The 13,411-nt window shown below is 70.1% G+C and carries 16 protein-coding genes; 6 read left to right on the forward strand and 10 right to left on the reverse strand.

Features of this window, described 5'->3' with window-relative positions:
* Positions 1–22: 22 nt before the first annotated feature.
* Positions 23–583, forward strand: coding sequence for a carboxymuconolactone decarboxylase family protein (locus tag HNR30_RS39260; protein ID WP_220134541.1), 561 nt, complete (start codon positions 23–25; stop codon positions 581–583).
* Here HNR30_RS39260 and HNR30_RS39265 read toward each other — a convergent pair.
* The gene (locus HNR30_RS39265; protein WP_181615266.1) at positions 571–1,041 is read right to left on the reverse strand and encodes a VOC family protein; all 471 of its coding nucleotides are present in this window, start codon (positions 1,039–1,041) and stop codon (positions 571–573) included. The genes HNR30_RS39260 and HNR30_RS39265 overlap by 13 nt on opposite strands.
* A 62-nt stretch (positions 1,042–1,103) precedes the next feature.
* Positions 1,104–1,826 carry a polyphosphate--glucose phosphotransferase gene (gene ppgK / locus HNR30_RS39270; RefSeq protein ID WP_181615267.1) on the reverse strand — a complete coding sequence of 241 codons (723 nt, stop codon included), beginning with the start codon at positions 1,824–1,826 and terminating at the stop codon, positions 1,104–1,106.
* An 80-nt stretch (positions 1,827–1,906) separates the two neighbouring features.
* Between ppgK and HNR30_RS39275 the strand changes: the two genes are divergently transcribed.
* Complete coding sequence (locus HNR30_RS39275) at positions 1,907–3,013, forward strand: TIGR03118 family protein (protein WP_181615268.1); 1,107 nt, start codon at positions 1,907–1,909, stop codon at positions 3,011–3,013.
* A gap of 9 nt (positions 3,014–3,022) precedes the next feature.
* Positions 3,023–3,631 (forward strand): TenA family protein, encoded by a 609-nt coding sequence (locus tag HNR30_RS39280; protein WP_181615269.1) that lies wholly within the window; start codon positions 3,023–3,025, stop codon positions 3,629–3,631.
* Here the strand turns inward: HNR30_RS39280 and HNR30_RS39285 are convergent.
* On the reverse strand, positions 3,572–4,186 hold the full coding sequence (locus HNR30_RS39285; RefSeq protein WP_220134542.1) for an HAD family hydrolase: 615 nt from the start codon (positions 4,184–4,186) through the stop codon (positions 3,572–3,574). The genes HNR30_RS39280 and HNR30_RS39285 overlap by 60 nt on opposite strands.
* A gap of 43 nt (positions 4,187–4,229) precedes the next feature.
* On the opposite strand from HNR30_RS39285, the gene HNR30_RS39290 reads away from it, so the two are divergent.
* Complete coding sequence (locus HNR30_RS39290; protein ID WP_181615271.1) at positions 4,230–5,024, forward strand: DUF4253 domain-containing protein; 795 nt, start codon at positions 4,230–4,232, stop codon at positions 5,022–5,024.
* Positions 5,025–5,081: 57 nt separating this feature from the next.
* On the forward strand, positions 5,082–5,657 hold the full coding sequence (locus tag HNR30_RS39295) for a dihydrofolate reductase family protein (protein WP_246380120.1): 576 nt from the start codon (positions 5,082–5,084) through the stop codon (positions 5,655–5,657).
* Here HNR30_RS39295 and HNR30_RS39300 read toward each other — a convergent pair.
* The 5 genes from HNR30_RS39300 to HNR30_RS39320 form a co-directional block, all read right to left on the reverse strand.
* A complete protein-coding gene (locus tag HNR30_RS39300) occupies positions 5,654–6,094 on the reverse strand; it encodes a PaaI family thioesterase (protein WP_181615272.1) in 441 nt (146 codons plus the stop codon). The genes HNR30_RS39295 and HNR30_RS39300 overlap by 4 nt on opposite strands.
* Before the next feature lie 95 nt (positions 6,095–6,189).
* Positions 6,190–8,094: a CocE/NonD family hydrolase gene (locus HNR30_RS39305; RefSeq protein ID WP_312894973.1), complete on the reverse strand. Its 1,905-nt coding sequence runs from the start codon at positions 8,092–8,094 to the stop codon at positions 6,190–6,192.
* Positions 8,095–8,157: 63 nt separating this feature from the next.
* Positions 8,158–8,973, reverse strand: a complete 816-nt coding sequence (locus HNR30_RS39310) for a carbohydrate ABC transporter permease (RefSeq protein ID WP_312894975.1) — start codon at positions 8,971–8,973, stop codon at positions 8,158–8,160.
* Complete coding sequence (locus HNR30_RS39315; protein WP_181615273.1) at positions 8,970–9,803, reverse strand: carbohydrate ABC transporter permease; 834 nt, start codon at positions 9,801–9,803, stop codon at positions 8,970–8,972. Before HNR30_RS39315 ends, HNR30_RS39310 begins: the two co-directional genes overlap by 4 nt.
* Positions 9,800–10,993: an ABC transporter substrate-binding protein gene (locus HNR30_RS39320; protein ID WP_181615274.1), complete on the reverse strand. Its 1,194-nt coding sequence runs from the start codon at positions 10,991–10,993 to the stop codon at positions 9,800–9,802. Before HNR30_RS39320 ends, HNR30_RS39315 begins: the two co-directional genes overlap by 4 nt.
* A gap of 42 nt (positions 10,994–11,035) precedes the next feature.
* On the opposite strand from HNR30_RS39320, the gene HNR30_RS39325 reads away from it, so the two are divergent.
* On the forward strand, positions 11,036–12,055 hold the full coding sequence (locus HNR30_RS39325; RefSeq protein WP_181615275.1) for an ADP-ribosylglycohydrolase family protein: 1,020 nt from the start codon (positions 11,036–11,038) through the stop codon (positions 12,053–12,055).
* Here HNR30_RS39325 and HNR30_RS39330 read toward each other — a convergent pair.
* The gene (locus HNR30_RS39330; protein ID WP_181615276.1) at positions 12,042–12,716 is read right to left on the reverse strand and encodes a class F sortase; all 675 of its coding nucleotides are present in this window, start codon (positions 12,714–12,716) and stop codon (positions 12,042–12,044) included. The genes HNR30_RS39325 and HNR30_RS39330 overlap by 14 nt on opposite strands.
* Entirely contained in the window at positions 12,709–13,344 is a 636-nt protein-coding gene (locus tag HNR30_RS39335) for a hypothetical protein (RefSeq protein WP_181615277.1), read from the reverse strand. The genes HNR30_RS39330 and HNR30_RS39335 overlap by 8 nt, the downstream gene beginning before the upstream one ends.
* Positions 13,345–13,411: the final 67 nt, after the last annotated feature.

Raw genomic sequence — 13,411 nt, forward strand, 5'->3', positions numbered from 1 at the left:
TCCGACTCATGGAGGTCAAGCGATGAGTTTCCTCGTTCCCGCCGAGGACGCCGGGATGTTCGAAGAGGACCTGGCCGATCGCGGCTACGTCATGAACCTCACCCGGCTCTGGGCGCACATGCCCGACGCCCACGCCGGGCTCATGGGGCTGCTCGGCCTCGCTACCGACAAGCTCGGGCTGAGCGTGCGCGACCGGGGTGTGCTCGTCACCGCCTGCGCCTCAGCGCTTGGCGACTCCTACTGCTCGCTGGCCTGGGGCGCCAAGATCGAGGACGCCGCGGCGATCCGCGGCGACGACGAGGGTCTCGACGAGCGCGAGCGGGTGATGGCCGCCTGGGCGCGCAAGGTCGCCCGCGATCCGAACTCCACGACGGAGGCCGACGTGCGGGCGCTGCGCGAGGCCGGGTTCGGCGACGGCGAGATCTTCGCCCTCACCCTCTACCTCGCGCTGCGGGTCAGCTTCTCCACGGTCAACGACGCCCTCGGCGCACTGCCCGACGCGGCCCTGCGCGACAGCGCCCCGCCCGCGGTGCTGGACGCCGTGACCTTCGGCCGGCCCATCGCGCCCCCTCAGCCGTTGTAGGCGTCCTTCAGGGCCTGGACGTCGATCTTCGACATCTTCAGCATCGCCTGCACGGCCCGGCCCGCGGCCTCCTTGTTCGGGTCGGCGCCCAGGTCCGTCAGGAACCGCGGCACGATCTGCCACGACAGGCCGTACTTGTCCTTGAGCCAGCCGCACGGTCCCGGCTCGCCGCCTCCGGCGGTGAGCCCGGCCCACAGCTCGTCGACCTCCTCCTGGTCGGCGCAGTCGACGTACAGCGAGACGGCCTCGTTGAACTTGAACTCAGGGCCGCCGTCGAGCGCGTAGTACCGCTGGCCGTCGAGCTCGAAGACGACCTGGGTGACGTCGCTGCCGTCCGGCGAGGCGTTCTCGTACTTCTCGACCCGCACGATGCGCGAGTTCTTGAAGATCGAGCAGTAGAAGGCCGCGGCCTCCTCGGCCTGGTTGTCGAACCACAGGAACGGCGTGATCTTCTGCATGGCTGGGTCTCCCTCTTCGTGGTGATGCCTTCACCACTACAGACCGGCGGCGCGGCGAAAACTCATCGGCGGGCGGCGGCGGCCATCGCCGCCCCCACGATGCCCGCCTGGTTCTGCAGCGAGGCGGGCACCACCGGGGTCGAGAGCTTCACGTGCGGCAGGAACTTGTCGGCCTTCTTGGAGACGCCGCCGCCGATGATGATGAGCGACGGCGAGAAGAGCATCTCCACGTGACGGAGGTACTCCTCGACCCGCTCGGCCCACTTGTCCCAGCCCATGTCGTGCTCCTCGCGCACCCGGTCGGACGCGCGGTGCTCGGCGTCCTTGCCGTGCAGCTCCAGGTGGCCCAGCTCGGTGTTGGGAACCAGCGCGCCGTCGGCGAACAGGGCGCTGCCGATGCCGGTGCCGAAGGTCAGCATCAGCACGACGCCCTTGCGGTCCCTGCCCTCGCCGAAGGTCATCTCGGCCACCCCGGCGGCGTCGGCGTCGTTGAGCACGACCGCCCCGCCGAACAGCTCGCCCGCGTCGACGCCGACCCACGAATGATGCACGTTGGCGGCCGTGCGCACGACGCCGTCGACCACGACGCCGGGGAAGGTCACCCCGATCGGCGCGGTGGCGTCGAAGTGCTTGACGATCTCGCCGACCACCTCGGCCACGGCCTCAGGCTTGGCCGGCTGCGGAGTGGGGATGCGCAGCCGCTCGCCGGCCAGCTCGCCCTTCTCCAGGTCCACCGGCGCTCCCTTGATCCCGGATCCGCCGATGTCGATGCCCAGAACGTTCATGAGGTCCCCATACCCAAAAATGAACCCCCCTTCCGTCCCCCGCGTACCTCGCGTCACAAGCGCAAACCTAGGAGGCCCAGATGCAGCACCGCATCATGACACTCTGCGCTGCGACGCTCGTCGTGCTCACCGGAGCACCCGCCGAAGCCGCGACCACGACCCCGCGTCAGCGCTTCGACGTCGTCAACCTCGTCTCCGACGTCAAGGGCAGGGCCGCGGTCCACGATCCGAAGGTCGTCAACCCGTGGGGCCTGGCGATGGGCAAGACGTTGTGGGTGTCGAACACCGGCACCGGCTCGGCCACCGTCTACTCGGGCCAGGGCAAGAAGGAGCCGACCGAGGTCGCCATCCCCGGCGGCGCCCCGACCGGCCAGGTCGTCAACCCCACCGACGGATTCACCGTCAAGGGCAAGCCCGCCACGTTCATCTTCTCCAGCCCCAGCGGGGCGATCACCGGATGGAACGCCGAGGCCGACCCGGCCAACGCGATCATCGGCGCGTTCACGCGCGGCGCCGACTACAAGGGCCTGGCCCTCATGGAGACCGACGACGGCCCGTTCCTGCTGGCCGCCGACTTCGCCGGGGGCAGGATCCACGCCTTCGACGACGACTTCAGGAGGGTACGGCTGGCCCGCTGGCAGTTCCGCGACCCGGCCGTCCCGCGCACCTACCACCCGTTCAACGTCTCGGTCGCCGGTGACGGCGTCTGGGTCTCGTGGGCCCTGCGCGACCCGGCCACCGGCAAGTCCGTCGCCGGACGCGGCAAGGGCTTCGTCAGCCGGTTCAGCTCCGACGGACGCCTGACCGGCCGCATCAGCCGCGGCGCGCTCAACGCGCCCTGGGCGGTCACCGTGGCGCCTCGCGGCTTCGGCGCCTACGCGGGCGCGCTGCTGGTCGGCAACTTCGGCGACGGCACCGTCCACATCTTCAAGCGCGGCCGCCACCTGGGCGCGCTGCGCGACGCCAACGGGCGGACCGTCGTCCTGCCCGGCCTGTGGGACCTGGAGCCCGGCACGGCCGAGAACGGCGGCACCAACACGATCTGGTTCAGCGCGGGCATCGACGGCGCCCAGCACGGGCTCATCGGCCTGCTGCGCCCCGCCGGCTCCGGCGACCCCGCCCAGCAGTCGCAGCAGCAGCAGAACCCGGTCCCCTCGCCCACGAGCAGTTCCTCCGGCGGCTACTAGAGTGCCCGGGTGAGCTTCAGTGATTGGTTGCGCGAGCAGTGTCGCGAGGAGTGGGACGCGGTGGTCGGCCACCCGTTCGCGATGGCGATCAACTCCGGCGAGGCGGACATGCGCCGCTACCTCGTCCAGGACTTCCAGTTCGTCGACTCCTTCACCGCACTGCTCGGCGCGGCGGTGGCCGGTGCCGACTCCTTCGAGGCGCGCGTGCCGTACGGGCAGTTCCTCGGACACGTGGCCACCACCTCGGAGAAGACCTACTTCCACCGGGCCATCGAGGCCCTGGGGGCCGCGAGCGCGCCGCCGGAGCCGGTGACCGCCGACTTCCAGGCCCTCATGGACGAGGTACGGCACGGCCAGCGCTACGAGCTCGTCGTGGCGGTGCTGTGCGTGGCCGAGTGGAGCTACCTCGGCTGGGCCTCGCGCGCCGCGCGGCCGTACCCGGACAGCTGGATCCACCGCGAGTGGATCGAGCTGCACGAAGGGCCGGAGTTCCGCGCCTGGGTCGGCTTCCTGCGCGGTGAGCTGGACCGGGTCGGCCCGGCCCACCGCGAGGACGTGCTAGACGTCTTCCGCCGCGCGGTCACCCTGGAGCGTCGCTTCTTCGACATGGCGCTGTAGGTCCGCGGCCGAGGTGAAGTGGACGGCGGTCATGCCCAGCGCCATGGCCGCCTCCACGTTCTCGAGCCGGTCGTCGACGAACAGGCAGCGCTCGGCGGGCACGCCGGCCCGCTCGGCCGCGATCAGGAGGATGCGCGGATCCGGCTTGGCCACGCCGACGCGGGCGCTGCTGACCACGTCGTCGGCGAAGTAGGTCAGGCCCAGCTCGTCGAGGTGGCGTTCGAGCGAGGTCATCGCGTTGGTCACGAGGATCACCGGCACGTGCTGCTGGACCGAGGCGAGGATCGCCTTGACCTCCTCGTCGATCCATGACGGCACGCGCGAGAACTCCTCGGCGGCCCGCTCCCCGACCACGGCGGCCAGGCGCTCCACCCACTCCTCCGCGGTGATCCGCCCCAGGCAGGCGGGGGTCATGATGGCGGGGTCGAAGGCGGCCTTCAGCAGCTCCCCGGGCGCCAGGCCGTACCTGCTCTCGATCGCCGCCTGGGCCTGGCCGTCGAAGTGCCGCAGCACCCCGTCGAAGTCGCACAGCACCGCGCCATGGGCAAACGTCACTTCCAGCCTCCGTAAAGATCGGGCCACTACGATAGTGCCCGGCATGGAGGATCATCAGCTCACTCCCGAGCTGCGCCAGCTGTTCGCCGACGGCGGTAAGGGGCGCACGCTCCCTGCCGTGCTGCCCGAGGGCGAGGTGCTCTGCTCGGAGGACGAGCGCCCGGCGTTCTGGATCAGCTTCGACCCGTCGCCGCCGGGGTTGTGGTCGGCGATGCGGGCCGCGCACCGGCGCAGCGGGCTCTGGCCGCTGCTGCTGGAGGAGACCCACCAGCCGTGGTCGGCCGCCCGCGTGGAGCCCGACGACCCCGCCATGATCGACCACTTCACCGCCGAGGGCTTCATGGCCGAGGTGTGGCAGGAGTGGGTCGCCCAGGCGGCGCCCGAGGCCCTGGCGGAGCTGGAGCCGTTCGGCGCGCTCTGCCCCGGCCTAGCCGAACCCGGGGTGCCCGTCGCCGATCCCGACGTGGTCGCCGACTGGTTCGCCAAGTCGCTCGAGGACCGGGGCATGCCGCTGGGGCTGGCGGTGGCGGGACGAGGAGCCGACTCTCTGGTCGCCACCGGCTGGCAGGGCGCCATCCACCACAACGAGTGGCAGGTGCCGATGGCGGCCGTCGTGCGCTCGTGGGAGGAACGGTTCGGGGCACGCGTGGTCTGCCTGGGCTTCAACACCCTCGACCTGAGCGTGGCCGCCCCGCCCGCCGACCTGGAGCACGCCCTGCACGTCGCCGCCGAGCACTGGACCTTCTGCCCCGACAACGTGATCCAGGGGGCCGGAGACCTGCGCGGCTACGCCGAGCAGCTGGTCGGCGGCCACTCGTGGTCCTTCTGGTGGGACTGAAGGCCGTCGTAAGGATCCGGTAAGAGCCGGCCGCGATGCTGAAGCCACAACGAACCGATGAAGGGAACTCCGGCCATGCGCAAGCTCAAGCTCCAGACCCAGGTCAGCGTCGACGGATACATGGGCGGCCCCGAGGGCCAGATGGACTTCCTGACCTACCCGTGGGACGACGCCCTGAGCGCCTACACCGACGAGCTCGGCAAGTCGGTCGACACCATCGTCCTGGGCCGCAAGCTCGCCGAGGGCTTCATCCCCGTGTGGGAGTCGGGTCCCGAGGGCGAGACCCAGGAGTCGATCGACTGGATGAACAACACGCCCAAGGTCGTGATCACCGACTCGCTGACCGAGTCGCCGTGGAAGAACGCCGTCGTGGCCGGCGGCGATCTCGCCGAGACCATCAACGGCCTCAAGGCCCAGCCGGGCGGCGACCTCATCGCCTACGGCGGGAGCACGCTGGTCACCAGCCTGATCGCCGCGGGCCTGGTCGACGACCTGCACCTGTTCGTCAACCCGACAGCGATCGGGACGGGCATCCCGGTCTTCCCCGCGGGCGTCCACACCCCGCTGACGATGGTGGAGTCGCGGCTGTTCGAGTGCGGCATCACCGTCCAGCACCTGCGGCCCAGGCGCTAGGCGCTCTCCCTGACGGTCTGGATCCTCGCCGTCGCCGTCGCCACGGCCACCAGCCGCCCGTCGGGGCCCGCCAGCTCGCCCGCGAGGAAACACACCTCGCTCCCCCGCTGCACGACCCGCCCTCGGCCCACGAGCCGGCCAGGGCGGGCGGGGCGCAGGAACTGCACGTGCAGGTCGAGCGTCGGGGCGAACTGCCCCGCCCCCAGCCCCGCCACCAGCGCCGGGCCCAGCGTGTCGTCGAGCATCGCGGCCAGGAAGCCGCCCTGGACCACGCCGACGGGGTTGACGAACTGCTCGGTCGCCTTGAACGCCACCTCGATGGTGCCCTCGTCGGGGTCGACCGCGATCAGCTCCCAGCCGAGGAGTTCGGCGGCCGGGGGCGGGGGGACCTTGCCGGCCATGACATCCCAGAACGGGCCGCGCCGCTGCTCATCCATGATCATCTCTCTTCGTCCGGATGAGCTCACTATGGCGGGCCGGTGTGACAAGAACGGGGTGAGAGGCCGTGGCGTCCCCTCACCCCGTGGACGGGCTAGAAGAACTCGGTCGTGGGTTCCGGCAGGTCGACCAGCGTCGGGCCCTGCCAGAGCGTACGGCTCTGCGGAACCTCGTCGGTGGTGAGAGGCGCCGTGATGACCAGGGGCACCCGGATCGAGCTGCGGGTAAGGTCGAGCGTCACCAGCGAGCCGGTGGCGACGTCGGCGCGGTTGTAGGAGTTGTCGGTCCCCGCCACGATGAGCGCCATGCGGTTGCCCTTGCGGAAGACGTAGTCCTGGGGCAGGGTGCTCCACCGGATCCGGGTGGAGACGCCCGGCTCGATCGGCGTCGAGGTCGACAGCGACGAGCGGTTCTGGGTGTCGATCCAGCCGCGGGCGACGATCTCGTAGGGCCGGGTGGCGACGGCGGTGCCGAAGGTGCGGTAGCAGGCGTCGTCGTCGGGTGAGCTCTCGCCGTGGCACGACTCGGTCGGCTGCTGGACGATGCCCTGGCCGACGCGCCAGTCGACGCGCGGGGTCTCGCCGAAGTCGACGAGCAGGGCGGTGAGGTTGGCGGCGGGCTTGTCCAGGGTGAGGCGCAGGTCGACCTCCGGGGTGCCCGACAGGCGCAGGTCCAGCGGGAGCGGGGCGGTGGTGAAGGCGACCCTGCCCGGGTTGGGCACGCCGACGTCGGCGACCATCTGCGGCTCGGTCAGCTTGACGTCGGTGAACGACGCCGTGGAGCCGGGGCGGGCGGGCAGCAGGCCGAGCGCGCCGTCGGGCGAGGGGCGCAGGGCCACGGGGATGGTGTGCGGAGCGGGCCAGTCGCGCTGGGTGATCCACTTCGTGGGCGACAGCTGCACGTCAGCGCGGGGCTCGCGCATGATGTCGTTGCGCACGCCGTACAGCCAGAAGTCGAACCACCGGTGCAGGGTGTCGACCCAGATCTCGCGCCTGCCCTCGAAGTCGAACGGGTCGACGTGCTCGTACTGCCCGACCCAGACCTTGCGCGGGATGCCGCGCTTGGCCAGCGCGTCCCACCAGCGTGACCAGGTGTCGGGCTTGACGTTGAGGTCGTTGACGGTGTGCACGGCGAAGACGCTGGCACGCATCTTCGACAGGTCGGCGCGGTGGTCGCGCAGCTGCCAGAAGGGGGTGAGGTTGCCGCTCTCGTCGCCGTCCTCGGCGTTGAGGCGGTCGCGCACGGGGGCGCACTTGACGGCGCCGTCGGTGTCGACGGCTCCGGCCAGGAAGCCGGGGTAGTTGAGGCTGTTGTAGAGCACGCCGTACGAGCGCTGGTACTCGTACCAGGAGCTGATGGCGGAGATGGGGACGATCGTGGTCAGTCCCTCGACGCCGGTGGCGGCCACGGCGTTGGCGAGGGTGCCGTCGTAGGACTTGCCGATCATGGCGGCCTTGCCGCTGCTCCAGGAGGCGACGGCGGTGCTGCCGTCGGCGCGGTGGGCGGTGGCGCGGCCGTTGAGCCAGTCGATGACGGCCTTGCCGCCCAGGACGTCGGCGGGGCCGCCCACGTCGGGGCAGCCGTCGGACTTGGTGGTGCCGAGCATGTCGACGTTGAGGACGGCGTAGCCGCGCGGGACGAAGTAGTTGTCGTAGAAGAGCGGGAACTTGATCGGGTCGCCGTTGGCGTCGTACGCCTTGCGTTCCCGCTCGGGGCCGCGCCCGGAGTTGTCGTAGTACGGGCTCTCGTCGATGATGACGGGCACCCTGGCGTCGGTGCGCGGCCGGATGATGTCGACGCGGACGCGGTCGAGGCGGCCGTCGGCGTCGCTGTCGATGGTGGACTCGACGTAGACGTGCTCGCGGATGGCGTCGGTGTAGGAGTGGACCGGCTGGGTGCGGCCGCCCGAGATCGGCGACGGGGACGGCGTGACGGCCTGGGCTGGGGTGGCCAGGGTCATGACGAGGGCGAATGCGAGGGCAGGGCGTAAGGGTGGCACCGCGCGACCTCCGGGACAAGTGGTGAAATATCACCCGCAATCTCTCAGAGGGGCTGAAGGTCATCAACCCTTGACGGAGCCCCGCAACACACCTGAGATGACCCATCGTTGCGCGAAGACGTAAACCAGCAGCACCGGGGCCAGTGCCATCAGATAGGAGGCGAAGGCGACGGTGTGGTTGGTGTTGAACTGCGACTGGAAGACGTACTGCACCAGCGGCAGGGTCTGGGCGTCAGGGCTCGACAACACCACCAGCGGCAGCAGGAAGTCGTTCCACGCCCACAGGAAGGTCAGGATGCCGACCGTGGCGTTCATGGGGGCCAGGAGCGGGAAGATCACGCGCCAGAACACCGTCCAGGTGCCCGCGCCGTCGACCCTGGCCGCCTCCTCCAGCGAGCTCGGGATCGACCGGATGTAGCCGACGTAGAGGAAGATGTTGAAGGCCAGGCCGTACACGACGTAGAGCAGGATCAGCCCGGCCTGGTTGTCGAGCCCGAGCAGCGAGGTCTGCTTCACCACGGGGAGCATGATGATCGGGAAGGGCACGAAGAGCGCGGAGACGAAGTAGAAGTACAGGCCCTTGAAGAGCTTCCTGTGGAAGTTGCGGGCGATGGCGTAGGCGACCAGCGAGTTGGTCAGCAACGTCAGCGCCACCGCCCCGACCGTGATGAGCGCGCTGTTCAGCGCCGCCTGCGGGTAGTTCGTCAGCTCCCAGGCCTCGGCGAAGTTGCCCCACGCCGGGTTCCTCGGCAGGTCGAATCCGGCTCCTGCCAGTTCCTCCGGGGTCTTCAGCGCGGTCACCACGGTGAAGTAGAGCGGCACGAGCACCGTCAGCGACCCGGCCGCCATGAGCGCGGTGAGCCACCAGTTGCGCCTCACATCGTCACCTCCCGCCGCTGCAGGATGCGCAGCTGGAAGATCGAGACCAGCACGATGATCACGAAGTAGACGATCGCGTTGGCCGTCTGGTAGGCGTACTCCCCGCCCTGGAAGCCGCCGGTGTAGATGAGCAGCGACACCGAGGTGGTCGCGCTGCCGGGACCCCCGTTGGTCAGCGCCACGATGTGGTCGAAGACCTGCAGGAAGTTCTTGGCCGAGAGCACCATGTTCACCGTGAAGAACGGCGCGATCAGCGGGAAGACCACCGACCAGAACCGCCGCCACCTCCCCGCGCCGTCGATCATCGCCGCCTCGTGCAGGTCCTCGGGGATCGTCTGCAGGCCCGCCAGGTAGATGACGATGTTGAAGGCGACCGCCTGCCACACGGCCACGATCACGATGCCGATCCAGGCCAGGTCGGGATCGGCCAGAAGATTGGTCCCGCCGAAGATGGCCGGGACCGAGTTGGCGAACAGGTAGTTGAAGATGTAGCCGACGATCAGAATGGCCAGCACGTTCGGGATGAAGTAGATGCCGCGCAGCGCCGTCTGGAAGCGGATGCGCGCGTTGAGGCCCACCGCCACCGCCAGCGCGATCACGTTCGTCAGGATGGTGGCGACGATCGCGAACTGGAAGGTGAACAGGTAGGCCTCAAGGACGCGGTCGTCCTTGAACAGGTTGACGTAGTTGCGGATGCCGACGAAGGCGTGCTCGCCGTACCCGGGATAGTCGGTCAGGCTGTAGTAGAACCCCTGCAGCACCGGCACGGTGTGCAGCAGGAAGAACAGCACGAAGGCGGGCACGACCATCCAGTAGTAGGCCCTGCTCATGAGCGGCGCTCCATGACCTTGTCCCATTCGCTGTCGAGCTCGGCCAGCAGTTCCCGCTGGTCGCCGTCGATGAGGAACTGCTGCACGAGCCGCTCCAGGCCGACAGCCAGCGGGATGTGGTGGTCGGGGTAGCCGGTGACCTTCCCGGCGGCGTAGTACGGCATGAGCGGCTGGAGGGTCGGGTCGTCCGACTCCGCGTCCTTCAGCGACGGGATGGAGACCTGCTCGCGGGTGTAGGCGCGGATCACCTCGGGGCTCATCAGGTAGTCGACGAACAGCTGCGACTCGCGCGGGCGCCGCGGCTCGCGCGGCATCGTGATCACCACGTCGACGCCGGTGACGAGGCGTTCCATCGGGGTGAAGGCGCCGATCTCGAAGTCCGGTTCGGCCTCGCGGATCGCGGGGATGGCGAAGGTGCCCTGGAGGTACATGGCCGACTTGCCCTGGGCGAACTCCCTGTTGCCCTCGTCGTAGCCGCGCGAGAAGCGGTCGGGCTGGCCGTACTGGAAGAGCTCGGCGAGCCTGCGCGCCACGTCGGGGTAGGCCTGGGCGAAGGTCGTACGGTCCGCCGTACGGCCGGCGAAGAAGTCGGGCGGCGCCAGGTTGGCGGCCAGGGAGTTGAAGGTGGGCAGGGCCGTCCAGGCGTCCTTGAGCGTCAGGTAGAACGGGGTGACTCCGGCGGCCTGGAAACGTTTGGCCGCGGCGATCAGCTCGTCCCAGGTCTTGGGCGGCTGCACGCCGTGCTGGTCGAAGATGGCCTTGTTGTAGAGGATCGGGTTGGCGGCGGTGCACATCGGCAGGCCGTTGACCTCGCCCCGCCGGTAGGTGCCGAGGTCGTCGAGGACCTTCTGCACGGCAGGGTTGATCGCCTGGCGCCCGGCGTATCCGGAGAAGTCGCGGAAGACGCCGGCCTCGGCGAGCTCGCCGAACACGCTGTTGCCGCTCAGGGCGAGCACGTCGGGCACGTCGCCGCGCACCAGGCGGGCCCTGATGGCGGTCTCGGCGTTGGGGACGTGGTTCTGCACCACGCGGATGTTCGGGTGCTCTCGCTCGAAGGCGGCGATAAGCTTGTCGAAGGTCTCGGTCGCCTCGGGTTTGAACTGGAAGAAGTCGAGCGTCACCCTGCTGTCCCCGGCGCACCCCGCCATCACCAGGCAGAGGGTCAGGGGGGCGGCTAAGCGGCGCAGCATGAGTGGCCGCTTCCCCATTTGCCATGATTTATCGTGGCCAGCATGGATTTTCCGGACCGCGTACGCGGTTGCCTGCTCGGCGGAGCCATCGGCGACGCCCTGGGAGCGCCGATCGAGTTCGAGTCACTGCGCGAGATCCGGAAACATCACGGCAGGTCAGGAACGGACAGCTACGTCCCCGACTGGCGCGGCCGGCTCGGGCTCATCACCGACGACACCCAGATGACGCTCTTCACCGTCGAAGGGCTGCTGGCCGGAGGCGACCCGGTTCACGAGGTACGGCAGGCGTACCTGCGATGGCTCGACACCCAGGAACACCGCACTCCCCCGCCTCCCGTCGAACCGTGGCGCACGGGAACGCTGCGCGAGCAGGCATGGCTCTACTCCCGGCGCGCACCCGGCAACGCGTGCCTGTCAGGACTACGGCACACGCTCACCCACGACCCGTTCGAAACCCTGCGCGCGGGAGCGGCGGGCGAGGTGAACCCCGCGTCCAAGGGCTGCGGCACGGTGATGAGGTCGGCGCCGTTCGGGCTGGTCACGACCGACCCACGGGCCGCCTTCGAACTGTCGGCCGCGTGCGCCCAGATCACCCACGGGCATCCGACCGGCTACCTGGCCGCCGGAGCCTTCGCCGCGATCATCACCCTCGTGACGGGCGGCGAACCCCTGCTCTGGGCCGTGGAGAAAACGCTGGAGCTGACCCGCTCGTACCCGTCCCACGAGGAGACGACCCGCGTGCTGCAGCGCGCCGTCGACCTCGCCGCCGCCGAAGTCCGCTCACCGGAGGCGGTCGAATCCCTCGGGGGCGCGTGGGTGGCGGAGGAGGCCCTGGCCATCGCGGTCTACTGCGCCCTGGTCACCAGGGGCGCCGTGACGGCGGCGCTGCTGCTGTCGGTCAACCACTCCGGCGACAGCGACTCCACCGGCTCGCTCACCGGCAACCTCCTCGGCGCGGCCCTCGGCCAGGACGCGCTGCCAGCCCACTGGCTGTCACCGCTCGAAGGCAGGGACACGATCACCGCCCTCGCCGACAGGCTGGCCGAGATCAGGCGCGGGTGACGACCTTCCTGAGGTCGACGGCACGATAGGTGCCGGCGTGCTCGCCGTACACGATGAGGTTGTCGTCGTACGAGCCCCGGTCGTGGTCGTAACGGCCGCCGCACGTGACCAGGCGCAGAGCAGGTGCGCCCGACGACGTGAACACCTTGCGCACCGGGAAGTCGGCCTTGCCGACCTCCTGCGTGGCCGTGGCCCGATAGACGACCACCTGGTCGTCGGAGCGCACCACGGCCAGGGTGTCGCCCGGCCTCACCTCATGGAGGCGGGCGAACACGGCGGGGCCCGTCTTGGTGTCGAGGTGGCCCACCAGCACCGCCGCGCCGGGATTGCCGGGGACCGGCGACTGGCGGTCCCAGCCGACCAGGTTCGTCTCGCCCAGCGGCGGCGCCTCCAGGCGGCCCTTCTCGCCGCTGCCGACGCCGGTCACCGGGGCGTCGATCTTCAGGCGCGGCACCATGACGCGCACCGGCCTGGCCCAGCGGGAGGTCTCGCCGACCTGCTGCGGCCAGCGACCGGCCTTGACCGTGGCGGGCAGCGTCAGCGGGCCGACGGTGGCGCGGTCCTGCGCCTTGCAGGCGGTGGTCGCGACGAGCAACAACGCGATCCCTGCCAGGGCCAGCGCCGCCCGGGCCCGTGCGGCCCGGGCCTCGGCGTCAGCCACGCATCCGAGCGCGCCGACGGCCCGCGAGCACCGAGACGCCGACGACGGAGGCGGCGATCATCACCATCACGGCGCAGGCCATCACCAGCTGCACGCCATCGGTCCCCGGCTGAGCGGCGGCGACGTCACTCTTGCCGGCGACTTCGCTGTTGCCCCCGGCCTGGCTGTTGCCGGGGTTGGCGCCCTTGTCGGCCGTGTGGTTGTTGTCGGCGCCCTCGCCCTTGACCACAGCCTCGCCCTTGGCGGCCGTCTCGGCGCTCAGGGCCAGGCCGCCGCCGCCGGTGTCAGGCCCCCAACCGCCCACCACGATGAACGACCCGTCATCCACGAACGTCGCCCGGTCGCACTCCACCACCACGTCGTACCGCCCGGGATCGGCGTCCCACGCGACGTCGGCCACGCCGACCGCCAGATCGCCGCGCTGCTCCAGGACCACCTCCTCGTCGAAGGCGTCGGACTCGCCGACGAGATCGGCGTCACCGCAGTCGCCGCCGTCGTCGGTGGTGATCCGCACCGAGTCGCCCGGCTCCGCCTTGTACGGGGAGATGTCCACCTCGGCCACAGCCGGCCCCGCCATCCCGACGACCAGGACAGCAGCGGCGAGCACCGCACGTCGTAGAAAGACCATGGCGGCGTTCTACCCAGCAACACGCGGCACTCCAGCACCGGGAATGGCAAAGCTTTTCAGCGACAAC

Source organism: Nonomuraea soli (assembly GCF_013761175.1).
GTDB classification, from domain to species: Bacteria; Actinomycetota; Actinomycetes; order Streptosporangiales; family Streptosporangiaceae; genus Nonomuraea; species Nonomuraea soli.